The sequence below is a fragment of the Sphingomonas sp. CFBP 8760 genome (assembly GCF_014841615.1).
In the GTDB taxonomy this organism is placed as follows: domain Bacteria; phylum Pseudomonadota; class Alphaproteobacteria; order Sphingomonadales; family Sphingomonadaceae; genus Sphingomonas.
Genome location: NZ_JACYUG010000001.1, coordinates 479,196 through 504,817, shown reverse-complemented (window position 1 = coordinate 504,817; position 25,622 = coordinate 479,196). Strand labels below are relative to the sequence as shown.

At 67.7% G+C, this 25,622-nt stretch carries 19 protein-coding genes; 8 read left to right on the top strand and 11 right to left on the bottom strand.

All coding sequences use genetic code 11. The features are described 5' to 3' along the window. The first annotated feature begins 43 nt into the window (after positions 1 to 43). Positions 44 to 2,038, top strand: coding sequence for a threonine--tRNA ligase (thrS, locus tag IFT82_RS02340; protein ID WP_192124011.1), 1,995 nt, complete (start codon positions 44 to 46; stop codon positions 2,036 to 2,038). A gap of 155 nt (positions 2,039 to 2,193) precedes the next feature. Here thrS and IFT82_RS02335 read toward each other — a convergent pair whose 3' ends face one another. Continuing rightward, positions 2,194 to 2,640, bottom strand: a complete 447-nt coding sequence (locus IFT82_RS02335; protein ID WP_192124009.1) for a TM2 domain-containing protein — start codon at positions 2,638 to 2,640, stop codon at positions 2,194 to 2,196. 152 nt (positions 2,641 to 2,792) lie between these two features. On the opposite strand from IFT82_RS02335, the gene infC reads away from it, so the two are divergent. After that, positions 2,793 to 3,326 (top strand): translation initiation factor IF-3, encoded by a 534-nt coding sequence (gene infC / locus IFT82_RS02330; protein WP_192124337.1) that lies wholly within the window; start codon positions 2,793 to 2,795, stop codon positions 3,324 to 3,326. Positions 3,327 to 3,637: 311 nt separating this feature from the next. After that, positions 3,638 to 6,541 carry a TonB-dependent receptor gene (locus tag IFT82_RS02325; protein WP_192124007.1) on the top strand — a complete coding sequence of 968 codons (2,904 nt, stop codon included), beginning with the start codon at positions 3,638 to 3,640 and terminating at the stop codon, positions 6,539 to 6,541. A 170-nt stretch (positions 6,542 to 6,711) separates the two neighbouring features. Here IFT82_RS02325 and IFT82_RS02320 read toward each other — a convergent pair whose 3' ends face one another. From IFT82_RS02320 to IFT82_RS02305, 4 genes are all read right to left on the bottom strand, one after another. After that, complete coding sequence (locus IFT82_RS02320; protein WP_192124005.1) at positions 6,712 to 9,435, bottom strand: [protein-PII] uridylyltransferase; 2,724 nt, start codon at positions 9,433 to 9,435, stop codon at positions 6,712 to 6,714. Between the two features lie 31 nt (positions 9,436 to 9,466). Continuing rightward, entirely contained in the window at positions 9,467 to 10,198 is a 732-nt protein-coding gene (locus IFT82_RS02315) for a 2OG-Fe(II) oxygenase (protein WP_192124003.1), read from the bottom strand. Between the two features lie 46 nt (positions 10,199 to 10,244). Next, positions 10,245 to 12,833, bottom strand: a complete 2,589-nt coding sequence (gene mutS, locus IFT82_RS02310; protein WP_192124335.1) for a DNA mismatch repair protein MutS — start codon at positions 12,831 to 12,833, stop codon at positions 10,245 to 10,247. Between the two features lie 96 nt (positions 12,834 to 12,929). Beyond that, positions 12,930 to 13,112, bottom strand: coding sequence for a hypothetical protein (locus IFT82_RS02305; RefSeq protein ID WP_192124001.1), 183 nt, complete (start codon positions 13,110 to 13,112; stop codon positions 12,930 to 12,932). A 250-nt stretch (positions 13,113 to 13,362) separates the two neighbouring features. Between IFT82_RS02305 and IFT82_RS02300 the strand changes: the two genes are divergently transcribed. The 3 genes from IFT82_RS02300 to IFT82_RS02290 all read left to right on the top strand — a co-directional run bounded on the left by IFT82_RS02300 (position 13,363) and on the right by IFT82_RS02290 (position 18,548). After that, a complete protein-coding gene (locus IFT82_RS02300) occupies positions 13,363 to 15,621 on the top strand; it encodes an NADP-dependent malic enzyme (RefSeq protein ID WP_192123999.1) in 2,259 nt (752 codons plus the stop codon). Between the two features lie 165 nt (positions 15,622 to 15,786). After that, entirely contained in the window at positions 15,787 to 16,452 is a 666-nt protein-coding gene (locus tag IFT82_RS02295) for a peptidylprolyl isomerase (protein ID WP_244646365.1), read from the top strand. 395 nt (positions 16,453 to 16,847) lie between these two features. After that, positions 16,848 to 18,548: a putative bifunctional diguanylate cyclase/phosphodiesterase gene (locus tag IFT82_RS02290; protein WP_192123997.1), complete on the top strand. Its 1,701-nt coding sequence runs from the start codon at positions 16,848 to 16,850 to the stop codon at positions 18,546 to 18,548. A gap of 242 nt (positions 18,549 to 18,790) precedes the next feature. Here the strand turns inward: IFT82_RS02290 and IFT82_RS02285 are convergent, their stop codons facing one another. Then, positions 18,791 to 19,579 carry an SDR family oxidoreductase gene (locus IFT82_RS02285; RefSeq protein WP_192123995.1) on the bottom strand — a complete coding sequence of 263 codons (789 nt, stop codon included), beginning with the start codon at positions 19,577 to 19,579 and terminating at the stop codon, positions 18,791 to 18,793. A 209-nt stretch (positions 19,580 to 19,788) separates the two neighbouring features. Between IFT82_RS02285 and IFT82_RS02280 the strand changes: the two genes are divergently transcribed. After that, positions 19,789 to 20,313 carry a CHAP domain-containing protein gene (locus IFT82_RS02280; protein ID WP_192124331.1) on the top strand — a complete coding sequence of 175 codons (525 nt, stop codon included), beginning with the start codon at positions 19,789 to 19,791 and terminating at the stop codon, positions 20,311 to 20,313. Positions 20,314 to 20,328: 15 nt separating this feature from the next. Here IFT82_RS02280 and msrB read toward each other — a convergent pair whose 3' ends face one another. The 3 genes from msrB to IFT82_RS02265 form a co-directional block, all read right to left on the bottom strand. Continuing rightward, the gene (gene msrB, locus IFT82_RS02275; protein WP_446740936.1) at positions 20,329 to 20,814 is read right to left on the bottom strand and encodes a peptide-methionine (R)-S-oxide reductase MsrB; all 486 of its coding nucleotides are present in this window, start codon (positions 20,812 to 20,814) and stop codon (positions 20,329 to 20,331) included. A 273-nt stretch (positions 20,815 to 21,087) separates the two neighbouring features. Then, positions 21,088 to 22,308 (bottom strand): ABC transporter permease, encoded by a 1,221-nt coding sequence (locus IFT82_RS02270; RefSeq protein WP_192123991.1) that lies wholly within the window; start codon positions 22,306 to 22,308, stop codon positions 21,088 to 21,090. Next, positions 22,305 to 23,255, bottom strand: a complete 951-nt coding sequence (locus IFT82_RS02265; RefSeq protein WP_244646364.1) for an ABC transporter ATP-binding protein — start codon at positions 23,253 to 23,255, stop codon at positions 22,305 to 22,307. Before IFT82_RS02265 ends, IFT82_RS02270 begins: the two co-directional genes overlap by 4 nt. 37 nt (positions 23,256 to 23,292) lie before the next feature. Here IFT82_RS02265 and queG point away from each other — a divergent pair, with 37 nt between their 5' ends. Continuing rightward, the gene (gene queG / locus IFT82_RS02260; protein ID WP_192123989.1) at positions 23,293 to 24,342 is read left to right on the top strand and encodes a tRNA epoxyqueuosine(34) reductase QueG; all 1,050 of its coding nucleotides are present in this window, start codon (positions 23,293 to 23,295) and stop codon (positions 24,340 to 24,342) included. 231 nt (positions 24,343 to 24,573) lie between these two features. Here queG and IFT82_RS02255 read toward each other — a convergent pair whose 3' ends face one another. Together IFT82_RS02255 and IFT82_RS02250 are read right to left on the bottom strand one after the other, a co-directional pair. Continuing rightward, positions 24,574 to 24,942, bottom strand: a complete 369-nt coding sequence (locus tag IFT82_RS02255) for a hypothetical protein (protein ID WP_192123987.1) — start codon at positions 24,940 to 24,942, stop codon at positions 24,574 to 24,576. Further along, complete coding sequence (locus tag IFT82_RS02250; protein WP_192124327.1) at positions 24,939 to 25,613, bottom strand: EI24 domain-containing protein; 675 nt, start codon at positions 25,611 to 25,613, stop codon at positions 24,939 to 24,941. The genes IFT82_RS02255 and IFT82_RS02250 overlap by 4 nt, the downstream gene beginning before the upstream one ends. Between the last annotated feature and the right edge of the window lie 9 nt (positions 25,614 to 25,622).

Here is a 25,622-nt window from a genome sequence, read left to right as displayed (position 1 = left end):
AGCGGCATAAGCCGCCACATCCCTGACCGAGTGAGTTCTTCCCATGTCTGCCATGTTCCGCATCACGCTGCCCGACGGTTCCGTCCGCGAGGTTGCGCCCGGAACTACCCCCGCGGACGTGGCCGCCGCGATCGGCCCCGGCCTCGCCAAGGCGGCGATCGCCGCGCGGATCGACGGCGAGGTGCGCGATCTGTCGCGCCCGTTCGACGGCGACACGCACCTCGCGCTGGTGACCGCGAAGGACGAGAAGGACGCGCTGGAACTGGCGCGCCACGATTTCGCGCATGTGATGGCGGAAGCGGTGCAGCACCTGTTCCCCGGCACGCAGATCACCTTCGGCCCCGCCACCGACGATGGCTTCTATTATGACTTCGCGCCGAAGGATCGGCCCTTCACCGACGAGGATCTGCCCGCGATCGAGGAGGAGATGCGCCGCATCATCGCCCGCAACGAGCCGTTCGTCCGCGAGGTGTGGAGCCGCGAGCAATTGATCGAGACGTGGCAGCGGCAGGGCGAGACGTTCAAGGCCGAATGGGCCGCCGAGCTGCCGGACGGCGAGGAGCTGACGATCTATCGGCAGGGCCGGTGGCTCGACATGTGCCGGGGGCCGCACATGGTATCGACCGGCAAGCTGGACCCGCAGGCGTTCAAGCTGACGCGCGTGTCGGGCGCCTACTGGCGCGGCGACCAGAAGAACGCGATGCTGAGCCGCGTCTATGGCACCGGCTGGCTCAACAAGAAGCAGCTCGACCAGCACCTGTTCCGGCTGGAGGAGGCCGCCAAGCGCGATCACCGCAAGATCGGGCAGGAGATGGACCTGTTCCACCTCCAGTCGGAGGCGCAGGGCTCGGTGTTCTGGCATCCCAAGGGCTTCATCCTGTGGCGGCAGCTGGAGGCGTATATGCGCCGCCGCCTCGACGCCGCCGATTACGAGGAGGTGAAGACCCCGCAGTTGATGGACGCGCGCCAGTGGGAACAGTCGGGCCACTGGGGCAAGTATCGCGAGAACATGTTCGTGGTGCCAGACGAGGTGCCCAATACCGAGGACGAGGGCGCGGTGTTGTCGGGCGAAGGCGACCTGATGGCGCTGAAGCCGATGAACTGTCCGGCGCACGTCCTGATCTTCAAGCAGGGGATCAAGTCGTATCGCGACCTGCCGATCCGCATGGCCGAATTCGGCTGCTGTCACCGCAACGAGCCGCACGGCGCGCTGCACGGCATCATGCGCGTCCGCCAGTTCACGCAGGACGACGCGCATATCTTCGTGCGCGAGGATCAGCTGGTCGAGGAGGTGCGCAAGTTCTGCGAGCTGCTCGATAGCGTGTACAAGGACCTCGGCTTCGAGGATTATGCGGTGAAGCTGGCGCTGCGCCCGGAGAAGCGGTTCGGCTCCGACGCGATGTGGGACGTGGCCGAGGCCGAATTGCGCGAGGCGGTGCAGCAGTCGACGCTGTCCGACGCGATCAAGGCGAAGTTCGAGGAACTGCCGGGCGAGGGTGCCTTCTATGCCCCCAAGCTGGAATTCCATCTGACCGACGCGATCGGCCGGACGTGGCAGGTCGGCACGATCCAGTCGGACCGGGTACTGCCCGACCGGCTCGACGCCAGCTACGTCGGTGAGGATGGCAACCGCCATCGCCCGGTGATGCTGCACCGTGCGATCCTGGGCACGTTCGAACGGTTCCTCGGCATCCTGATCGAGCATCATGCCGGCCGTTTCCCGCTGTGGCTGGCGCCGGTGCAGGCGGTGGTGGCGACGATCGTGTCGGACGCCGACGGCTATGCCGAGCAGGTGGTCGCGACGCTACGCAAGGCCGGGTTGCGGGTGGAGACCGACCTGCGCAACGAGAAGATCAACTACAAGGTGCGCGAACACTCGCTGGCCAAGGTGCCCAACCTGCTGGTGATCGGCAAGCGCGAGGCGGAGGAAGGCACGGTCGCGCTGCGCCGACTCGGCAGCCAGGGCCAGACCATGCTGTCGCTGGACGAGGTCGCCGCGATGCTGGCGGACGAGGCGAAGGCACCCGATCTGCGGTGAGGAAGCGCCTTCACGCAGCGTGAGGTCGATGAACCACTGATCGTCGGCGAGCGTACAAAGCAATCCAGCGCCCGGTGCGTGACGCCCTGGATTGCTTTGCTACGCTCGCAACGACGGGACTACGGCAGGATGGGTGAGGCCGATGTCATCGCATTCTAATCCCGCCGATACCGTGCCGCGAACTCGTCTTCCGACATGACGAGGTACCGAATCATGTCGATGAACGCCCATGGCCCGGTAATCAGCAGTCCGACGACGGTGCAGGTCAGCACCAGCATCGCAATGCCCGATCCGGTCCGCCCCAGATAGAAGCGATGGATGCCAAGCGAGCCCAGCAGGAAGGCGATGACGGCGGCAACATATTTGTTGCGGTCGTTCCGCACCGCTGGCGCGGGTTGCGCCGCGACCGGCGGCGTGGCGGCGGGAATCGGATAGATGCTGAGCGCGCGGCGGTCGTCGGCGTCGAAATCCACCTCGATCCCGATCGCCGGCTCGCCACGGCTGGCCCAGTCGGCGGGCTGGAAGGTGTAACGGCGGCCGTCGTCACCCGCGACCAGTCCGTCGCCGGTGCGCGCATCCACGCCAAGTACCCGTCCGCGCATCCATTCCTCCCGATCAGCGGCGTCTATCTTGCCGAAGGCGGGGGGCGATGCAACGGGCCAATGCGGGGGTGGAACGGCATCTTCCCAAAGCACCGGCGATGCCTTATATTATGCAGGCAGTTGCCACAGGAGTTTACCCCATACGTCCTCCCATGATGCGCCGACCCAACCAGGCGCCGCCGATGAACGGTCCTCGTTTCAACGAATGGATTGTCAGCCCCAAGGTCCGCGTGATCGACCATGAGGGTGAGAATCTCGGCGTGATGTACACGCGTGAGGCGCAGGCGCAGGCGCAGGAACTCGGCCTCGATCTGGTCGAGGTGTCCCCCAATGCCGATCCGCCCGTCGCCAAGTTCCTCGACGTCGGCAAGTACAAGTACGAGGCGCAGAAGAAGGCGAACCTCGCCCGCAAGTCGCAGAAGACGCAGGAGATCAAGGAGATCAAGATGCGTCCGAACATCGACGACCACGACTACGACACCAAGATGAAGAAGGTGCACGAGTTCATCGGCGAGGGCGACAAGGTCAAGCTGACGCTGCGCTTCCGCGGTCGCGAGTTGAGCCATGGCCAGCTCGGCATGGCGGTGCTCCAGCGCGTGGCGCAGGACACGGCCGAGGTCGCGAAGGTCGAAGCCTATCCGCGCATGGAAGGCCGGCAGATGCTGATGGTGCTCTCGCCCAAATAAGTCCGCCGATCCATTCGATCGATGCGTGAACAGGGGCGGCCGGCGACGGTCGCCCCGTTTCGTTCAAGTGCTTATGAACACGCCGCCATGCCGCCATGACGGGCTTTCCGGCCGCTTGCCGGCCGGCCAAATGACGTCATCGATTGCACCCCGATTGCTGCACCGCACGATGTTGCCCGGCAGCGACACCACCCGCCCGAAACGGGACGTCCAGCAGGGGCGACATTCAAAAACATTGACGCGCCCTCTTTTCCGTCCTTACAAAACGATCAAACCATAAGTTCGAAAAACCGACCCAGGAGAGAGATGCGATGAAGCGTGCGACCGCGTACCTGCTGTCTGCCGCCGTCACGGTGGCGATTGCCGCGCCGGCATGGGCGCAGGAGCCTGTTCCCACCAATGGCGCGGCGCGGCAGGTGCCCAGCGCCGCCACCGCCAATGGTGCGGTCCAGTCCGGCAACGCCAATGCCGGCCCCGACACCAGCGACGAGAATGCCGCCGCCAGTGTCGGCGACATCATCGTCACCGCCACGCGCCGCGCCAGCCCGTTGTCCGACGTGCCGATCGCGGTCAGCGCGGTGACGCAGGAATCACTCCAGAACACTGGCGCGAACGACATCCGCTCGCTCAACCAGCTCGCGCCCTCGCTGCTCATCTCGTCGACAGGATCGGAGGCCAACGCCTCCGCCCGTATCCGCGGCATCGGCACGGTCGGCGACAATCCCGGTCTGGAAAGCTCGGTCGCGGTGTTCATCGACGGCGTCTATCGCAGCCGCACCGGCGTCGGCCTGAACGAACTGGGCGAGATCGAACGCGTCGAGGTACTGCGCGGACCGCAGGGCACGCTGTTCGGGCGCAACGCCTCCGCCGGCCTCATCAACATCGTCACGCGCGCGCCCGAATTCAAATTCGGCGGTGTCGCGGAGGCGACCTATGGCAATTACGACAATTACCGTTTCGTCGGCGGGCTGACCGGGCCGCTGATCGGCGATACGCTCGCCTTCCGGGTCGACGGGGTCTATAACAAGCGCGACGGTTTCTACCGCAACGTCACCGCCGCGAACGGGACCGAATCGCGGGTCAACGATCGCGACCGCTATTTCGTCCGTGGCCAGCTACTGTTCAAACCCAGCGACGCGCTCAGCGTCCGCCTGATCGGCGACTATACCCACCGCAACGAAAGCTGCTGTGGCGCGGTCTATTACGGGCAGCAGGAAGCGCAGGTGCCCGCCGGCACCGTCGTCACCAGCAACACCAACGGGACCACGGTGAACACCACCGGCGCGATCCAGTACAACACCGGCAACCGCATCGTCGATATCCTGCGCCGGCAGGGCGCGGTCTTCCCGCTGGCCGGCACCTTCCCCGATCCGTTCAGCCGGCAGGTGGCGGTGACGCCGGGCCAGAGCTATCGCAACAAGACCGAGGATTATGGCGGTTCGGGCCAGATCGACTGGGATCTGGGCGGTGCCACGCTGACCTCGATCACCGCCTATCGCCAGTACAAGGCGGGCAATGCCGGCGATGTCGATTACACCAATGTCGATCTCACCCACCGGGCGGCGAACGGCAACGCGTATCGCCAGTTCAAGACCTTCACGCAGGAAGTGCGGCTCAACGGCTCGCTGTTCGAGGGCAAGCTCGACTGGCTGGTCGGCGGTTTCTACTCGCGGGAGAAGCTGAGGCTGGTCGACAATGCCGTGTTCGGTGCCAATTACGGTGCGTTCGCGGCATGCCGGCTGGTCGCGACGGCCAACCCGGCCGCCTTCCTCCAGAACCAGAACAACCCCGGCTGTCTCGGCACCACGCCGATCGCCGCGCTGGGCGGTGCGACCGCACGCCAGGCGCTGGGATCGAATTTCGGCACGCTGGCGGGCACGGTGCTGGGCGGGCTGGACCGGTTGTCGCAGCTGAACAATCTGGGCGACCAGCGGTCGGTCTATCGGCAGGACAGCGAGAACTACGCCTTCTTCACGCACAACATCCTGAACATCACCGATACGCTCTCGGTGACGCTGGGCCTGCGCTACACGCATGAAAGCAAGGACTTCCGCGCCAATTTCAACAACAACAACACGATCTGTCCCCAGCAGCAGAACATATTGTCACCCCTGATCGCCAATCAGGCGGTGCCGGCGGCGGGGCGGCAGTATCTGGCCGCGATCGTGACCCTCAGCTGCACCGGCAATTCCTCGACCGGCCTCAACGCGCTGAACCTGGACGACGGGTTCGACGATGGCGAGTTCACCGGCACCGGCGTGATCTCGTGGAAGCCGACGCCGCGGCTGATGACCTACGCCTCCTATGCCAAGGGGTACAAGGCGGGCGGCTACAATCTCGACCGCTCCGATCTGGGCGGGCCGAACGGCGTGTTCGCGGCCCGTACCAATGCCGACGCGCCGGGGCTTCGCTTCGATGCCGAGAAGGTCAACGCCTACGAAATCGGCGCGAAATACAATATCCGCGGCCATTTCAGCCTGAATGTCGCGGCGTTCCGGCAGGAGTTCACCGATTTCCAGCTGAACACCTTCAACGGATCGGTGTTCGTCGTGCAGAACATCCAGTCGTGCAAAGACAATCTGGGTGGCGCGGATCGTGACAACGCCCCCGCGGTGCCCGGCACCGGCGCCTGCCCCGGCCGGGCCGATCGCGCCGGCGTGATCTCGCAGGGCGTCGAGCTGGAAGCGACGATGAACCCCATCCGCGACCTGACCTTCAGTGCCGGCTACACCTATGCCGACACGCATTTCCGCAACAATCTGGTCGGCAGTTCGTCGGGCGAGGCGCTTGATCCCGCCCTGTTCCTGCTGCCCGGCCGCCAGATGTCGAACGCGCCGAAGAACGTCGTCACCACCTCGCTGGCGTGGACGCCGGATATCGGCAGCAACGGCCTGTCGGCGCTGTTCTACGTCGATAGCCGGCTGAGTTCCGACTACAACACCGGGTCCGATCTGGCGCCGGAGAAGAAGCAGGACGGGTTCGCGCTGGTCAATGCGCGCATCGGTCTGCGCGGCCGGGACCAGCTATGGGCGATCGAGTTCTGGGCGCAGAACCTGCTCAACCAGGATTACATCCAGGTCGCGTTCAACACCCCGTTCCAGGGGGCCGGGTCGGTTGCGAACACCCAGGCGTTCGGCAGCACCTCCAACGCGCTCTATTCGGCGTTCCTCGCCGAACCGCGCACCTACGGTGTGACGCTGCGCTCGCGGTTCTGAGCATCGGTCAGGCGTTCGACTCTTCTTTCTGCTCATCCCCGGCGAAGGCCGGGGTCCAGTTGGAATGGCGGCAGTAATCGACAACTGTACGTCGCCCAACTGGACCCCGACCTCCGCCGGGGAAGCTGTTTGATCTCGATAGGCATCATCGTCGCAGGGCCAGACCCTGCCTACGCCGCCACGTCCACCGCATCGCCCGCCGCCGCCACCAGCAGCCGTTTTTCCAGCGCCTTGATCCGGGTCGCGCCGGTCAGCCGGTCGCCGGTCAGGTCGGTGACGTAGAAGGTGTCGACCGCGCGCTCGCCATACGTGGCGACATGGGCGGAATGGATCGTCACCTTTGACTGGAACAGCGCCTGCGCCAGCTGGTTGAGCAGCGCCGGCCGGTCGCGGGCGTTGACCTCGATCACGGTGAAGCGGTTCGACGCCTCGTTGTTGATGAGCGCGTTGGGCTGGATGGTGAAGGCATCCGCGCGCGTCCGCGCCGATGGCTTGGCGACCAGCCGGTCGTTCAGCTTGCCGCGATTGGCCAGCGCATCCTCGATCGCGACGCGCAGCCGGGCCAGTTGGGTGCTGTCGTCGAAGGGGCGGCCGAACGGGTCCTGCACCAGGAAATTGTCGATCGCCATGCCGTCGCGCGTGGTGTGGATGCGCGCATCGATGATGTTGCCGCCCGCGACGTGGATCGCCCCGGCGATGCGATAGAACAGGCCGGGATGGTCGGCGGCATAGATCGTCACCAGCGTCGCGCCGCGTTCCTCGTACACCTGCGCGTCGATCGACAGCGGCGCATCGCCCGCCGCCGCCATCAGCCGGGCATTGTGTTCCAGCACGTCGTCCGGCTCCGCGATCCAATAGGGTTCGGGCAGACGCCGGACGAAGGCGGCGAAGCGTTCCTCGTCCCAGCCGAGCGCGGTGGCGAGATTCTCCTGCCGCGCCGCGATCCGCTCCGCCCGGCCGCGCTGCTTGTGGCCGAGGCGCAGCACCTCCTCCGCCGATTCGAACAGCGTGGCGAGCAACTGGCGTTTCCAGCTGTTCCACGTCCCCGGCCCGACCGCGCGGATATCGACGATCGTCAGCACCAGCAGCAGGCGCAGCCGTTCCGGACTGGCGATGGTGCCGGCGAAATCGAGGATGGTCTTGAAGTCGGACAGGTCGCGCTTGAACGCGGTGTCCGACATCAGCAGGTGATGGCGGACCAGCCACGATACCGTCTCCGTCTCCGCCGGGGTCAGGCCGAACCGCGGGCACAGCCGCAATGCCACCTCCGCGCCGAGGATCGAATGGTCGCCGCCGCGCCCCTTGGCGATGTCGTGCAGCAGCACCGCGACGCGCAGCACCCGACGCGACACGATCTGGTCGAAGATCGCCGAGGCCAGCGGATGATCCTCCACCAGCGTCCCCGCCTCGATCCGGGCGAGCAGGCCGATCGCCTGGATGGTATGCTCGTCGACGGTGAAGTGGTGGTACATGTCGAACTGCATCATCGCCACGACCCGGCCGAAATCGGGGATGAAGCGGCCCATCACCCCCGCCTCGTTCATCCAGCGCAGCACCAGTTCGGGATCGCCGGGGCTGGTCAGCACCTCCAGGAACAGCGCGTTGGCGCGGGGGTGCTGGCGATATTCGTCGATCAGCTTGGCGTCGCGCGACGCCGCGCGCATCGCCAGCGGATGGATTTCCAGCCGGTGCGCATCGGCAAGCGCGAAGATTTCGAGCAGCCGGATCGGATCGTCGCGAAAGAAACCGTCGTCGGGCAGGGCGAGGCGGCCGCGATCCAGCACGAAGCCGTTCAGTCGCTTCGGCGAACGACGCAGATGCGGCAGCCCGAACCGCCGCCCGCGCGAGGCGAAGCGTTCGTCCAGATGCGCCAGGAACACGCCCGTCAGCGTGCCGACGGTACGCGCCTGCAGGAAGTAGAATTGCATGAAGCGTTCCACCGCCGGCTTGTCGTTGCGGTCGTGGAACCGCATCCGCGCCGCCACCTCGCGCTGCACGTCGAAGGTCAGCCGGTCCTCGGCCCGGCCGGTGATGACGTGGAGGTGGCACCGGACCGCCCACAGGAAATCGTCGGCGCGGTGGAAACCGCGATATTCCTGCGGCGTGAACAGCCCGACATCGACCAGCTGGCGCGCGCGCTGCACATCGAAGATGTACTTGCCGATCCAGAACAGCGCGTGGAGATCGCGCAACGACCCCTTGCCCTCCTTGACGTTAGGTTCGACGACGTAGCGGGTGTCGCCCATTCGGCGGTGGCGGGCGTCGCGCTCGGCCAGCTTGTCGGCGATGAATTGCCGCTCGGTGCCGCGCTGGATCTCCGCCTTGAAGCGGCGGGCGGCATCGTCGTACAGCGTGGCGTCGCCCGTCACGAAGCGTGCCTCCAGCAAGGCGGTGCGGACGGTGACGTCGGCCTTGGCCTGGCGGATCATCTCGTCCAGCGACCGGCTGCTGTGCCCCACCTTCAGGCCCAGGTCCCACAGCGCGTACAGCATCGTCTCGATCACCTGCGCGGTGGCGGGGGCAGGGGCGTTACGGGTCAGGAAACCGATGTCGATGTCGGAATGCGCCGCCATCTCGCCCCGGCCGTAACCACCGACCGCCAGCAGCGTGATCGGCTCGCCCTCCGGATGCAGGCGGGTGGTGGCGAGGTCGAACAGGATCACGACCAGCCGGTCGATCAGATAGGCCTGCGCCGCCGCGATCTCCAGCCCGCGCGTCGGCCGTTCCGCCAGTCGCCGGGCGATCTCCGCCCGCCCGGCGGCCAGCGCCTCCTTCAGCAGCGCGACCGCACGGTTGCGCAGACCGTCCCCGGGCAACGCCGCGATCGTTTCCGCCAGCGCCCGCCGGTCGACGATCGCGCGGCGATGGGGAAGGTGTTCGAAACGGGATGCCATGGCGATGGGCCTTGCCTGATGCGGGTGGTCGTCAATCCGGCTGGCGTTGCGCACGCAGCCAGCCGGTGATGGCATAACGCCGGGATGGTGCAGCCCGCGTTACCATCGATACGCTGTGCGCCTGCGGCACCGACAACAGGTCCAGCGTGTTGAACGCGGGCACCATGCCCGTCACCCGGTCCGCCCCGTCATGGAACAGCAGCAGCCCGCCCCATTCCGCCCGCCATTCCGGATTGAGCCCGAGGACATAGGCGGCACGGCGATCCTTGCCCGCCACGGCGTCGTCATGCGCGGTCAGCAGGTCGCCGGGGGCATAGGCGGTCGCCTGCGCGTCGGTGAAGACGCTGTCGGCGTGGCCGGTCACCTCGCGCAGGAAATCCAGCGCCTCCGCGCCCGACAGCCAGGCGGCGAAGGCCGACAGGGGATCATCCGCGGCCAGGCGGGCGGCGATGCCATCGGGAACGCGGATCGATTCATAGCGATACTGGAACCCGGCGCGCACCCCGGCCATGACCGCCTCGTCTAGCGTCCGGCGTTGCGCCTCGCTCAGCCCGTCGCGGGTGGCGCGGTCCAGTTCGTACACCTTGTCGCCGCTGTTCAGTATCTGCCGCCATTCCTCGCGCCGCTTCAGCCAGTTGCGCAGGGTCAGAGCACCCTCGTCGGCCAACAGGTCGTGAATCCGCACCCGGCCGTCCCGGCGATAGGCATCGCGGATGGCATGGCGATCGAGGTCGGGATGGAGGCGGAAAGGGGCGGTGGGCATGAACGGCGCGCTCGTGCGGAAAGGGGCGATGGCGGGTGTGCCGCACTCACCCCTCGCGCGCCAGTGCCTTCAGCCGGTACAGCGTGTCCAGCGCCTCGCGCGGGGTGAGTGCGTCGACGTCGATCGCCTCCACCTCGGCGCGGATCGCGTCGCATTGCTGTTCGTCGGCGGCCTGTGCGGCGGCGAACAGGGGCAGGTCGTCCAGCCCCGCCGCCAGCCCGCCGGTCTTCGCGCGTCCCGCCTCCAGCTTGGCCAGCACCGCCTTGGCACGCGCCACCGTCTGCGGCGCCATCCCGGCGAGGCGGGCGACGGCAAGGCCGTAGCTGCGGTCGGCGGGGCCGTCGGCCAGTTCGTGGAGCAGCACCAGATCGCCCTTCCACTCGCGCGCGCGGACATGGTGGAGCGTCAGCGCGTCGCAGCGTTCGGCCAGCCGCGTCAGTTCGTGGTAATGCGTCGCGAACAGGCAGCGGCAGCGATTGTCCTCGTGGATCGCCTCCACCACCGCCCAGGCGATCGCCAGCCCGTCATAGGTGCTGGTGCCGCGCCCGACCTCGTCGAGGATCACGAAGCTGCGCGCCGTCGCCTGCGCCAGGATCGCGGCGGTCTCCACCATCTCGACCATGAAGGTGGAGCGGCCCCGCGCCAGATTGTCCGACGCGCCGACGCGGCTGAACAACCGGTCGACCAGCCCCAGCGTGGCGGTGGTGGCGGGCACATAGCTGCCCGCCTGCGCCAGCACCGCGATGCACGCGTTCTGGCGCAGGAAGGTGGATTTGCCGCCCATGTTCGGCCCCGTCACCAGCCACAGTCGCGAGCTTTCCGACAGCCGGCAGTCGTTGGCGACGAAGCGGCCGCCGCTGCGCGCCACCGCCGCCTCGACCACCGGATGGCGGCCGCCCTCGATCGCGAAGCAGCGATCCTCGACCAGCACCGGCCGCGCCCAGCCGCCCTCCGCCGCGCGTTCGGCGAGGCCCGCCGCCACGTCCAGCCGGGCGAGCGCGTCGGCGGTGGCGGCCACGCCCTCGCGCACCGCCAGCGCCTGCGCGGTCAGGTCCTCCAGATGCGCCGCCTCCGCCGCCAGCGCGTGCGCGCCCGACTGCGCCACCTTCGCCGCCACTTCGTGCAGCGCGGGGGTGTTGAAGCGGACGACGCCGGCCAGCGTTTGGCGATGGGTGAAGCCGCTGTCGGGCTTCATCAGCGCATCGGCGGCGCGGGCCGGCACCTCGACATGATAGCCGAGCACGTTGTTGTGGCGGATCTTCAGCGCGGTGACGCCGGTCTGCTGGCGGAACTCCGCCTCCAGCGCGGCGATCGTGCGGCGCCCGCCGGCACCGGCATCGCGCAGGTCGTCGAGCGCGACGTCATATCCCGCCGCGATATAGCCGCCATCGCCCGCCTCGATCGGGGGCGAGGGGACGAGCGCGCGGCGCAACAGGTCGATCAACGCGCCGTGCCCGCGCAATTGCGGCGCCAGCTGATCCAGCAGCGGCGGCGCGCCCGGTACCGCGATCCGCTCGCCCAGCGCCCATGCCGCGTCCAGCCCGTCGCGCAACTGACCCAGATCGCGCGGGCCGCCGCGCCCCGCGACCAGTCGCCCCAGCGCCCGGCCGATATCGGGCAGCGCGCGCAGCGCCGCGCGCACCCGTTCGCGCAACGCGGCATCGTCGTGGAACCAGCCGACCAGATCGAGCCGCGCGTCGATCGTCGCCCGGTCCATCAGCGGCGCGCCGATATCCGCCGCCAGCGCCCGCGCGCCCGCGCCCGTCACCGTCCGGTCGACGGCATCGAGCAGACTGCCGCGCCGCTGCCCCTGCGTGGTCTGCGTCAGCTCCAGGCTTTCGCGGGTCGCGGCGTCGATCGCCATCGTGGTCGCGGCGCGGTGCAACACCGGCGGGCGCAGGAACGGCAGCGCGCCCCGCGCGGTATGATCGAGATAGGCGACCAGCCCGCCCGCCGCCGCCAGTTCCGCCCGCCCGAACTGGCCGAACCCGTCCAGCGTCGCGACCCCGAACAGGCGTTTCAGCCGCGCCTCGCCCGCGCCGCTGTCGAATTCCGCCTTCGGCCGGGTGGTGGTGGCGAGATCGGCGGTATCGCCCGCCTCCGACGCCACGACTTCCGCCGGGGCCAGCCGCGCCAGTTCGGCGGGCAGCGCGGCGGGGTCGAGCAGGATCACCTGGAACCGCCCGGTCGATACGTCGGCGGCGGCCAGCGCCACGTCGCGCCCCGCCCCTTGGCCGACCTCGCCGATCGCGACGCACCAGTTGTCGGTGCGCGCATCCAGCAGCGCCTCCTCGGTCAGCGTGCCCGCGGTGACGACGCGGACGATCGCGCGGTTGACCAGCGCCTTGCTGCCGCGCGCCTTGCGCGCCGCCTCCGGGCTTTCGGTCTGTTCGGCGATCGCGACGCGGTGCCCCGCCTTGATCAGGCGTTGCAGATAGGCGGTGGCGGCATGGACGGGGACGCCGCACATCGGGATCCGCTCGCCCTCATGCTCGCCGCGCGCGGTCAGCGCGATGTCGAGCACGGCGGCGGCGACGCGCGCATCCTCGAAGAACAACTCGAAGAAATCGCCCATGCGATAGAATAGCAGGCAATCCTGCGCCTCCGCCTTCAGCGCGAGGTACTGGGCCATCATCGGGGTGGGGGGTGACATCACCATGATCCGTCATTGCGAGGAGCGGCGCGACGCGGCAACCCGGTGGCCGCGCATCTGACGCTCCCGGTTGCTTCGCTACGCTCGCAAAGACGATGAATAGCTGATGGTCGTCGTCTGGACCTCGCCATGCCGCGCTGCAAGCCATTCGCCGACGATCGCCCGATCGTGGACCCGGCCGGCGGCGATATCGACGCGGGCGCGGCCCGGCGATACCGCCTCGTTGTCGCGTTCGTCGAAGATGCCCGGTTCATGCCTCATCGCGACGACTATATGCCTTCGTCTGCCGGGTTGGAAACCCCGGCCCTGATCGTCGCGCGTGATCCGGGGGCCGATCGGCCACGGGATCAACCCGCTCACGCGATGTGCCGATTCCTGCACATGTTGGGGCCTGCCAGCGGCAGGAAAGCGACGGGCGGCTGGAATTCCGCCATATATCGGTTGAATTCCGGCGTTCCCTTGGGCGGACGCTGGGCCTAGTACGGTCGCAAAATCTGCGGGAGAGCCCTTCATGTCCGAAGCCGTCAACGTCCAGTTCTCCGAGCGCGAGGCGCTGCTGTTCCATTCGGAGGGGCGGCCCGGCAAGATCGAGATCATCGCATCCAAGCCGATGGCGACGCAGCGCGATCTGGCGCTCGCCTATTCCCCCGGCGTCGCGGTGCCGGTGCAGGCGATCGCCGACGATCCCACGACCGCCTATGATTACACCGCCAAGGGCAATCTGGTCGCGGTGATCTCCAACGGCACCGCGATCCTCGGCATGGGCAATCTCGGCGCGCTGGCCGCGAAGCCCGTGATGGAAGGCAAGGCGGTGCTGTTCAAGCGCTTCGCCGATGTCGATTCGATCGATATCGAACTGAAGACGGAGGACGTGAACCGCTTCATCGACGCGGTCGAGCTGATGGAGCCGACGTTCGGCGGCATCAACCTTGAGGACATCAAGGCCCCCGAATGCTTCATCATCGAGCAGACGCTGCGCGAGCGGATGAACATCCCGGTCTTCCATGACGACCAGCACGGCACCGCGATCATCTGCGCCGCCGGCCTCATCAACGCGTGCATGCTGACCGGCCGTCACCTGAAGGACGTGAAGGTGGTGGTGAACGGTGCGGGCGCGGCGGCGATCGCCTGCACCGAACTCATCAAGGCGATGGGCGTGCGCCACGACAACGTGCTGATGTGCGACCGTACCGGCGTTATCTATCAGGGCCGCGACGACGTGAACCAGTGGCAGTCCGCGCACGCCGCCGTCACCGAGCGCCGCACCCTGACCGAGGCGCTGGTGGGGGCGGACATGTTCCTCGGCCTGTCGGCGGCGGGCGCGCTGAAGCCGGAGATGGTGAAGGACATGGCGCCGTCGCCGATCATCTTCGCGATGGCCAATCCGGAACCGGAAATCCGCCCCGAACTGGCCAAGGCGGCACGCCCCGATGCGATCGTCGCCACCGGCCGGTCGGATTATCCCAACCAGGTCAACAACGTGATCTGCTTCCCCTTCATCTTCCGCGGCGCGCTCGACGTGCGCGCCACCGGCATCAACGACCAGATGAAGATCGCCGCCGCCAACGCCATCGCCGAACTGGCGCGGCAGCGCGTGCCCGACGAGGTCGCGGTCGCCTATGGCGTGCAGCACAGCTTCGGCCCGGAATACATCATCCCGTCGCCGTTCGACCCGCGGCTGATGGAGATCGTGCCCTCCGCCGTCGCCAAGGCGGCGATGGATTCGGGCGTCGCGACCAAGCCGATCATCGACATGGCCGCCTATCGCCAGTCGCTGCGCGAGCGGCTGAACCCCACCACCTCGGTCCTGACGCTCGCCTATGAGGGTGCGAAGGCGCATCCCAAGCGCGTGCTGTTCGCCGAGGGCGAGGAGGAAGTGGTGCTGCGCGCCGCGATCGCGTTCAAGGAGGGCGGCTACGGCGTGCCCGTGCTGGTCGGTCGCGACGACGTGCACGATCGGCTGCGTGCGCTGGGCGTGACCAATCCCGACGAATACGAGGTCCACAACAGCCGCACCTCGACGCTGGTGCCGCAGATGGTGGAGTTCCTGTACCAGCGGCTGCAACGCCGCGGTTATCTGCGCCGCGATATCGAGCGGATGGTCAATCAGGACCGCAACACCTTCGGCTCGATCCTGCTCCAGCTCGGCCATGCCGATGCGATGATCACGGGCATCACCCGCACCTATGCCAAGACGTTCAAGGACGTGCGGCGCGTGATCGATCCGATGGCGGGCAAGGTGCCGTTCGGCATCCATCTGCTCGTCGGGCAGAGCCACACCGTGTTCATGGCCGACACCACGATCAATGAGCGCCCGACCGGCGAGGAACTGGCCGACATCGCCGAACAGACCGCGCAGGTCGCGCGGCGGATGGGGCATGAGCCGCGCGTCGCGTTCCTCAGCTATTCCACCTTCGGCAACCCGGACGGCCAGTGGCTCGACAATATCCGTGACGGCGTGAAGGTGCTCGACGGCCGGCAGGTCAGCTTCGAATATGAAGGCGAGATGGCACCCGACGTGGCGCTGAACCCGAAGCAGCTGAAGAACTTCCCGTTCGCGCGGCTGTCCGGCCCGGCCAACATCCTCATCATGCCCGGCCTGCAATCCGCCAACATCTCCGCCAAGCTGCTGCGCGAACTGGGCGGCGACGACATGATCGGCCCGATGCTGATCGGCATGGAGAAGCCGGTGCAGATCGCCCCGATGACCTCGACCGCGAGCGAACTGGTGACGCTGGCGGTGCTGGCGGCGGGCGGGATCGCGCGCTGAGGGGACGGGGTAGGGCGCCCGTATCGGTGACGATAAGCCGGTTGTCCCTGCCGCCGACCATCGCTACCCCCCCGGCAAAGGCCGGGGTCCGGTTGGGCGGACGTCCGTGACGGACCACGGCCGCCATTCCAGCTGGACCCCGGCCTTTGCCGGGGAGGTAGAAAAATGATGAACGGACTTCCTCTTCGCGCGGCTCTCGCGATCGTTGCCATCGCCGCGCTCACGCCGGCCGCCGCGCAGGCCCCGGGCGGGCGGCCCGGGATCGTGCGGGTACGGCTGGATACCTCGCGCGGGGCGATCATGCTGGCGCTCGACGCGCGGCGGGCGCCGAAGACGACCGCGAACTTCATGGCCTATGTCGACGATGGCCGGTTCGACGACACCAGCTTCTACCGCGCCGCGCGCGGCAAGGCCGATCCGACCAGGGGGTTCGTGCAGGCCGGCATCCGCACCGATGCCAAGCGCATCCTGCCCTCCTTCCCGTTCGAGTCGACCAGCAAGACCGGTATCCGCCATCTCGACGCCACGATCTCGATGGCGCGCGGCGACGATCCCGCCTCCGCCGGCGGTAATTTCGTGTTGACGGTCGGGCCGACGCCCCAGATGGACGCCCGCCCCGGCTACAAGGGCTATGCCGCGTTCGGCCATGTCGTGGGCGGCATGGAGGTGGTGAAACGCATCCTCGCCGAGCCATCGGGCGGCGGCTTCGATTCGATGAAGGGCCAGATGATCCTCCGCCCCGTCCGCCTGATCCGCGCGGTGCGGATCGACGGCACCGCAAAGCCGACCGGCGGCCCGAAGGTGTGGCTGCTGACCCCGCGCCGGGGCTAGGGCGAGGCGGCGGGCACCAGATCGCGGTGCAGCCGGTCGCCGCCGGTCCAGCCGACAACGTAGCGGGAATAGGTCGCTGACCACCGCCGGATAGAACTACCCTCCACCGGCTTTTCGCGTCAGGACGTATGCGATGTCTACGCCCCGCTTCTTGTCGGGCGTGGCCCTGACTCCTGCTCGACGGTGTTCGGCGCGATCGACCAGCGATCTCCTGTCGGTCATCCGTTTGCATGGCGTTTCTGGCCGCCACGAAAGCGGTTCTCGCGCATCAGTCCTGCGGTGCTTCGACGTCCGATGGCGAAGCCGTCATTTCACGTTCAAGATTCATTTTTTGCTTCTTGTCGTATTAGTATTAATATTGCGATCGATGCGAAAGGCCGGGGGGGAGCTTTTGGATGAACAGGGCCAGAATCGACTCCCACTGGGTGCAGGATCGATACGAGCAAATGCTCGCCAATTCTGCGACAGCTGCGATCTGTGCGGGACAGGATAATCTTATCATCTCGTGGAATAGCGCTGCAGTGACGCTGTTCGGGTACAGCGTCGACCAGGCCGTAGGGATGCCACTTTCGATCATTATGCCGGAGCGGCATCGGGCAGCGCACGATGCCGGGCTGGCCAGAGCGGTAAGGACGGGTAAGGCGCGTCTCGCCGGACAAGCGGTTGAGATGCTTGCCTGGCACGCCGATGGCTATGAATTTCCCGTCGACCTTTCCCTGTCGATGTGGTTCGAGGCGGGCCGGCCGATGTTCGGCGCGCTCATCCGTGACGTGACCGACAGGCAGCGCGCGCGACGGCGTCTTGAACATCTGGCCCATTGCGACATGTTGACGTCGCTTCCGAACCGGAATGCCTTGCAGGCGCGCCTGTCGGACGCGATCAAGGCGGGTGCCTGCGTGTTGCTGATGCTGGACCTGGACGGTTTCAAGCACGTCAACGACAGCCTTGGCCACTCCGTTGGTGATGAACTTCTGGCCAGCGTGGCGCGGCGCCTGAACGATGCGGCAGGAGATGTCGGTTTCGTGGCACGTTTCGGTGGCGACGAGTTTGCGATCCTTTTGCCGGATTGTGCCGACCCGTGTCTGATCGAGCAGACAGCCGATTGGGTTTTCGCGAGCCTGCAATCCCCCATCGAACTGGCTGGGCAATCCGTGTTCGTGAACACGAGCATCGGCATAGCGATATCACCGAAGGACGGCACCAGCGCCGATCAGCTTCTGTCGAGCGCTGACCTTGCCCTTTATAGCGCCAAGAGTGAGGGTGGCGGTGCCCGGACGTTCTTCGTCAGAGCGATGCAGAGCCGCTCGGAACACGATCTTCGCTTGAGTATGGAGCTTCGCTCGGCTTTGGCGAACGGGGAGTTCGAGCTCTGGTATCAGCCACAGGTTTCGCTCGCCGATCGCAGCCTCGTAGGTGTCGAGGCCCTGTTGCGTTGGCGCCATCCCCGCCATGGCTTGCTGCAGCCTCACGCCTTCATCGATATCCTCGAACGCAGCGTGGTTGCCGAGATCGTGGGCGACTGGATCATAAACGAAGCATGTTCGACCGCAGCCGCTTGGCGACTTGAGGGATTGGGCAGGATCAGGATGGGCGTAAATCTGTTCCCCGTTCAGCTTCGTTCCGCCCGCCTCTTCGAGGTCGTACTCGACGCGCTGGCACGTCACGGCCTTGGTGCGGATCAGCTGGAACTCGAGATAACGGAAAATACGGTGCTGCGGCACAGCAGCCATTCGGCCAAGGCGCTCCGCAAGTTGAAGACGCTAGGTGTCGGGGTGGCCTTCGATGATTTCGGTACGGGCTTTGCGTCATTGGGCCTTCTCCAGAAATACCCGTTAACACGCCTGAAAATCGACAGAAGCTTTGTGGCTTGTATCGATCAGGGAGCGGGCGATGCGGCAATCGTCGGCGCCGTTGTCTGTATGGCCAAGAGTCTAGGGCTTGTCGTCATTGCCGAGGGCGTGGAGTGCGTGGGACAGGAGGAGGCGCTCATCGCGCTCGGATGCGAGGAGGCGCAGGGATATTTGTACGGACGCCCGGTACAGGCTCCGGATATAGTTCGGCAGTACCGGCCTGTTGCAAAGCTGGCCGTCTCTTAAAACAGGTACAGGATTGCGCCAACGACTGGCCAGCCAAGCCGCGTTGCGCGAATTTACATCTCAGCTGACCGGATGGCAGGTCCTCCTGCCGCAAGCGACTAAAGCTCATCCAAGCGATCTGACTGCGGTGCCGCCATCACGGACGAGCGCCTGCGGATGGCGCATTTCCGAAACAGCCACTGATGACGGGAAAACGGGAAAGATGCGGGCGGTGACCCCGCATCTTCCACGCCCGCCATCCCTCACCCGTCGATGCTGGCCCCCAATGAAGCGTGGACCAGTCCGCCGTCGACGGTGATCGTCTCCCCCACCACATAATCGCCAGCGCGCGCCGCGAGGTAGATCGCCGCGCCCGCCATGTCCTCTGCCACGCCGATCCGGCGGGCGGGGATGTTCTTCGCCACCGCGTCGCCGTGATCGCGCGCGGCCTTGTTCATGCTGCTGGGGAAAGCGCCGGGCGCGATCGAGGTCACGTTGATGCCGTCCTGCACCAGCCGCGCCGCCATCCGCCGGGTCAGGTGGATCAGCGCCGCCTTCGACGCCTGATAGCTGTACGTCTCCCATGCGTTGAGCCGCTGGCCGTCGATCGAGGTGATGTTGATGACCTTGGCCGGCCGCGCGTCGCTGCCCGATGCCTTCAGCAGCGGGTGCAGCGCCTGCGTCAGGAAGAAGGGTGATTTCACGTTCAGGTCCATCACCTTGTCCCAGCCCGCCTCCTGGAAATCCTCGAACGGCACGCCCCACGCCGCGCCGGCATTGTTGACGAGGATGTCGAGCTGCCCCTCCCGTTCCGCCAGGGCGGCGGCCAGTGCGCGGCAACCGTCGACGGTGGCGATGTCGGCGGGCAGGGGGATGCAGTTCGGCCCCAGTTCGGCGGCGGTTTCCTCGCACGCCTCGGCCTTGCGCGACGAGACATAGACCTTCGCCCCCTGCGCGACGAAGCCCGCCGCGATCATCCGGCCGATCCCGCGACTGCCGCCGGTGACGAGCGCGACGCGTCCGTCGAGTCGAAACAGGGTGCCGGTGTCCATCGCGCGCTCTCCTATGATTTTGGCGATGGGGTAAGACAGGCGGGGGCGGGCGGCAAGCACGCTTGGCGTTCCGCCGGATTGTGGCGGAAATGCGGACTGTCGCCGCCGAAACACCGTTCACCCGATAAAGTTCCGATCGTTATTTTCAATTAACCGATCCGCCCGTAGCCAGCCTGCACAGCAATCGAACGAGCGGGTATCCGGTCATGATGAAGGCGTTGGCAGTGCGTTTCGCGCTGGTGGTTTCGTGCGGCCTGATGATGGCCACCCCGGCGGCGGCGCAGTTCTGGCAGTGCGCGCCCTTTGCCCGCTCGGTGTCCGGCATCGCGCTGCACGGCAACGCGAACACCTGGTGGGGGCAGGCGGCGGGGCGCTATGCGCGCGGCGACGCGCCGCAACCGGGCGCGGTGCTGGCGTTCAAGGCGACGGCGCGGATGCGCGTCGGCCATGTCGCGATGGTGTCGCGCATCGTGTCCCCTCGCGAAGTACTGCTGACCCACGCTAACTGGTCCCGCCGGGGCGCCGTCGAGACGGACGTCCGCGCGGTGGATGTGTCGCCCGAGGGCGACTGGAGCCAGGTGCGGGTGTGGTATGGCCCGACCGGCGGTCTCGGCACCTCGACCTACCCGACCAGCGGCTTCATCTATGCCGATCAGGCACCGACGCCGACGGCGGAGCCGATGCAGGCGCCGCTGCTGATCGCGGGTGCGCCGACGGTGCAAGCGGCAGGCTGACCGCCCGATCACGCCTCAGGCGACTGTGAACGCCATCGCCACGCCGTTCATGCAGTAACGCTTGCCGGTCGGCTTGGGGCCGTCGTCGAAGACATGGCCGAGATGCCCGCCACAGCCGGCGCAATGCACCTCGGTCCGCGCCATCATCATCGATCCGTCGGTGCGGGCACCGACCGCACGGGGCAGCGCCGCCCAGAAGCTGGGCCAGCCGGTGCCACTGTCGAACTTGGTCTTCGAGGCGAACAGCGGTCGCGCACACCCCCTGCATCGGAAGGTGCCGGCGCGATGCTCGTCATTCAGCGGGCTGCTGAACGGCCGTTCGGTGTCCTCGTGGCGCAGCACCCGGTATGCGGCGGGGGGCAGCTTCTGCCGCCACTGCGCATCGGTCATCGTCACCGGAAACCGCTCCGCCGCCACCGCCTCGTCGCGGCACCCGAACAGCGCGATGGCGGCGGCGCCCAGCCCGGAGGCGGCGAGGAAGGAACGGCGATCGGTGGTCATCGCAACCATATAGGAGGCGGGGGCGCCGCCGCCAGATCATCGCAGCGCGGGAAAGATTCGGGGCGAAGCTGCGGAGAAGAATGGTTTCGCGCGGAGGCGCGGAGGACGCGGAGATGGTGTGATCGGTATGCCGGTTGCGCGCCACATCCTCTATCCCCTCATTCTGACCTGCGCGAGAAGATGGCGACAAGCCGGCAGGCGATCCATCTCTCTTCTTCTCTCCGCGTCCTCCGCGCCTCCGTGCGAACCATCACTTCCTTTTTCGCGTCGCCCCTACCGCGCCCGCCGCCGCCAGAACGGCCGCCCGCTCCCGGATTTGAGAACGCCGCGCCGGAACAGCCGGGCGCCCGCCATGATGAACAGCGCCACCCACATCGCCTGCCACAGCAGCGCCAGCGCGTGCGGCCACAATTCGGGCGAGTTCGCCGCGCGCCCCGCCATCGCGAACGGGGAGGACAGCGGGAATATCTCCGCCAGCATCGCCACCCCGCTGCCCGGCATCCGCGCGGCGGCGGAGGCGAGCGCGAACATCCCCACCTGCACCAGCGTGATCGGCAGCGACAGCATCTGGATTTCGCGCATCGTCGATGCCTGCGCACCGATGCCGAGGAAGACCGAGCCGAGCAGCAGATACGCCATCGAGAAATAGGCCGCGAACAGCAGCGCGAACATCGGCCCGCCGACCGCCGGCGTCAGATCGCCGATCGCCGCCGCCGCGCCCGGCGGCAACAGGCTGGCGATCTGACCGACCACCGTGCCCCAGAAACCGACGAACAGCACCGCGACCCCGAACATGCCGATCAGCTTGCCGAAGAACACCGCCTCCAGCGGCACCGCCGCCGCCAGGATCTCGACCACCTTGTTGTTGCGTTCCTCCGCCATCGTGCCGACGACCTGCCCGGCGAGGAACAGCGTCAGGAAGAAGATGCCGAACACCGCGAAGAAGCCCGACTGGTGCTGGCCGCCGATCGACGTGCCGGTGCGGGCCGCCCGTTCGCGCGTCGCCGCCACCGTCACCGCGCCCGGAGCCTGCGCGGACAAGGTCGCCTGCGCCACCGCCTCCAGATAGGGTCCGGCGCGGCGGGTGCCGGGGGCGGTCAGGATCGTGGGCGTCGCCAGCGGGCCGTACAGCACCGCATCGACATCGTGGTCGCGGTCCGCCATCGCCGCCGTTGCCTGCGCGCGCGCATCGCGGCCGGGGGTCTGGAAGGCGAGGGGGGCGGGGCGTTCGTCGCGGCGGAACAGCGCGCGCAGGCGGCTGTCCTGTTCCTGCATCACCCCGGCGGTGGCGGCCGGCACGATCGCGACCAGCCGCGACCGGTCGGCCGCGCCGTCGTTCATGCTGGCCGCGCCCATCCCGCCGATCGCGCCGAACGATCCCATCAGGATCGGCGCGAACAGGAACAGCAGGAAGATCGGGGTGAACACCGTCGCGATGAAATCACGGCGCGCGATCGTCAGCGTCTGGCGCAACGTGCGGCGGAAACGGGTCATGCGCCAGCCTCTCCGGTCGCGGCGCGGCCGCCGACGATCCGCACGAACGCCTCGTGCAGGCCGGGGCGCTCGATCGTCAGCCCGGCGATGCCGTGATCGGCGGCGATCAGGCGGACCAGCACCGGCTCGATCCCGCCGGGCGGCAGCGTGAAGCGCCAGCCTTCGCCTTCGCCCCGGGCATCGGCCGGCAACAGCGCGGCGAGCGCGGGGTCGGGGCGCTGTGGCTGGTAGTGGACCTGCGCGGGCAGGGTGCCGCGCGCCTCGTCCACCGTTCCCTCGAACCGGCGCTTGCCGCCGGCGATGATCGCCAGCCGGTCGCACAGCCGTTCGGCATGGGCCATGACGTGGGTGGAGAACAGGATGGTCGCGCCCCGGTCGCGTTCTGCGACGATCAGCGCCTCCAGCTTCTCCTGATTGACCGGATCGAGGCCGGAGAACGGTTCGTCCAGCACGATCAGGTCGGGACGGTGGACGACGGAGCCGAGCAGCTGGACGATCTGCGCCATGCCCTTGGACAGTTTGCGCACCTTCTCGTCGATCGCATGGCCCAGGCCGGCTTCCTCCAGCATCGTCGCGGCGCGGCGGCGGCCCTCGCTCCACGACAGGCCACGCAGCGCGCCCATGAACGCGATCGCCTCGCGCGCCTTCATCGCCGGGTACAGCCCACGTTCCTCGGGCAGATAGCCGACCCGGTCGCTGGCATCGCGCGGGCTCGCCTCGCCCAGCAGGGTGCGGGCGCCCTCGTCCGGCTCGATGATGCCCAGCAACATGCGCAGCGTCGTGGTCTTGCCCGCGCCGTTGGGGCCGAGCACGCCGTAGATCGCGCCACGCGGCACCATCAGGTCGACCCCGTCGACGACGCGGCGGTCCTCGAACCGTTTTACCAGTCCTGCGGCGGTGACCGCCCATTCCTGATTGCCGGCCGTCATCCCCTGTATCGTCAACATCTTCCTCCGGCGCGTGCCGCCGTGGTAGCGGGGGGGCGTGGCGGATGACAAGCTAGAACACCGGCTGAAGGCGAAGGCGGCCGAACTGGGCTTCGCCGCCTGCGGCATCGCGCGCGCCAACGCCGCGCCGCTCGCGGCAGAACGCCTGCACCAGTGGCTGGCCGAGGGGCGGCACGGCGACATGATCTGGATGGCCGAACGCGCGCATCAGCGCGAAAGCCCGGCCGGATTGTGGCCGGCGGTGCGCAGCGTCGTGTCGCTGGGCATGAGCTACGCGCCCGCCACCGATCCGCTGGCGCTGGCCGGCGAGGGCGGGATCGGCCGCATCTCCGTCTATGCGCAAGGGCAGGATTACCACGATGTCGTCAAGCGCCAGCTAAAGGCGCTGGGCCGCTGGCTGGCGCAGGAAAGTGCGCACGACCTGAAGGTGTTCGTCGATACCGCGCCGGTGATGGAGAAGCCGCTGGCGGAGGCGGCGGGGATCGGCTGGCAGGGCAAGCACACCAATCTGGTCAGCCGGACGGCGGGCAGCTGGCTGTTTCTGGGCGCGATCTACACCACGCTCGACATGGTGCCGGACGGCCCCGGCGGCGGCGCGTGCGGCCGGTGCGACGCCTGCCAGACCGCGTGCCCGACCGACGCGTTCCCCGCGCCCTATCGCCTCGATGCGCGGCGCTGCATCTCGTACCTGACGATCGAACATGCCGGGCCGATCCCGGAGGAGTTCCGCACCGCGATCGGCAACCGCATCTATGGCTGCGACGATTGCCTAGCGGTATGCCCGTGGAACAAGTTCGCCAGGGCCGCCGCCGCCAACATGGCGTTCGCTCCGCGCGCCGAACTGGTCGCGCCCGAACTGGCCGACCTGCTCAGCCTCGACGATGCCGGGTTCCGGCAGGTGTTCGCCGGCTCTCCGATCAAGCGGATCGGCCGCGACCGCATGGTCCGCAACGCCTGCATCGCGGCGGGCAACAGCGGCGATGTCGAACTGCTCGCATCGCTTGAACCACTGCTGACGGACGACGCCTTTGTGGTCCGCGACGCCGCGGCCTGGGCAGTTACGGAACTTGCCGCAAAGAGGGTGTGATGGGCAATCCACGCGGTGGAAAACAAGGTTCACGCGGAGACGCGGAGGGGTAGCGTCTGCCACGAGTGTGGCCCTCTATCCTCAAGCCTATGATGAGTGGATGCGCTGCCGCGCACGAGCCCGCTCTGCGCCCTCCGCGCCTCTGCGCGAACAATCCCTTCTTCAATCCTCCGCGTCTCCGCGTCTCCGCGAGAATCAAACTCCTTCGCGCCTCCGCGGGAACCGATCCTTTTACCGCCCCCCGTCGCGCCGCGTCAGCGCCGCCACGCAGCTTGCCCGGTCGATCGCGCTGCCATCGGGTTCGCGTGCGTCGAGATACGTCACGCGCGCCGCGCCGCCGCTGGTCTGGGGATAGAGATAGGTGTCGAGCACGCAAATCGCGCTGCCGAACTGCAGCTTGCGCGCCGCGCCTTCGCGGACATCGGCGTCGGGGGTGCCGAACAGCTTGACGAGGCCGTCGGCATCCTGCCCGATCACCCGTTCCAGCCCGACCGTGGGATAGGCGATCGCCATCGGTGGCGCCTTGGCCGGGCGGGCGGTGGGGGCGGCGGCGCACCCCGCGACCAGCAGGGTCGCCAGCAGGATCGTCGCGCGGGTCATCGGCGTCTCGTGTGGAAAAGATGCGTCGCCATCGCCGCACCCAGCACGGGGGCGGCAAGATTGACGACCGGGATCAGAAACAAGGCGGCATCGGCCAGCCCCAGCAGGAAACGCCGCCCCCGCGTCTCGCCCCGCCACGCCGCCATGCGGCCCGCATCCATGTGCCGCGCCGCGACCATGTCGCCCAGATCGCGGCCCAGCAGCCAGCCGTTGACGATCAGGAACGCGGCGGCGGTGCCGATCCCCGTCGCCAGCAGCACGACATAGAGCGGCAGCAGGATCAGGTTGACCGCGATCACCCGTGCCGCCGATCGCAACCCCATTGCCAGTCCGCGCGCGAAGGGCACCGGCCGCGCGGTCGCCAGCGCCTCCGGGTAATGCCGGCGCTCGACCGCCGCGACCACCTCGTCCGCGAACAGCCCGACCACCGCCACCGCCACCGCGCGGAACAGCAACCACAGCGCCAGCACGGTGACGACCGCCGCGAACGCCGTCGCCAGCCCGGTCGCGCCCCAGCCGATCCAGTGCGCCAGCACCGCCTGCATCGCATACCACAGCGCGAACCCGGCGACCGCGAAGATCGCCAGCGTCACCGCCAGCGATTTGGCGAACACGCCCAGCACCGCCCGGTCGCCCAGCTGGCCCAGCGACAGGAGGAAGGCGCGCGTCATCGCAACGGG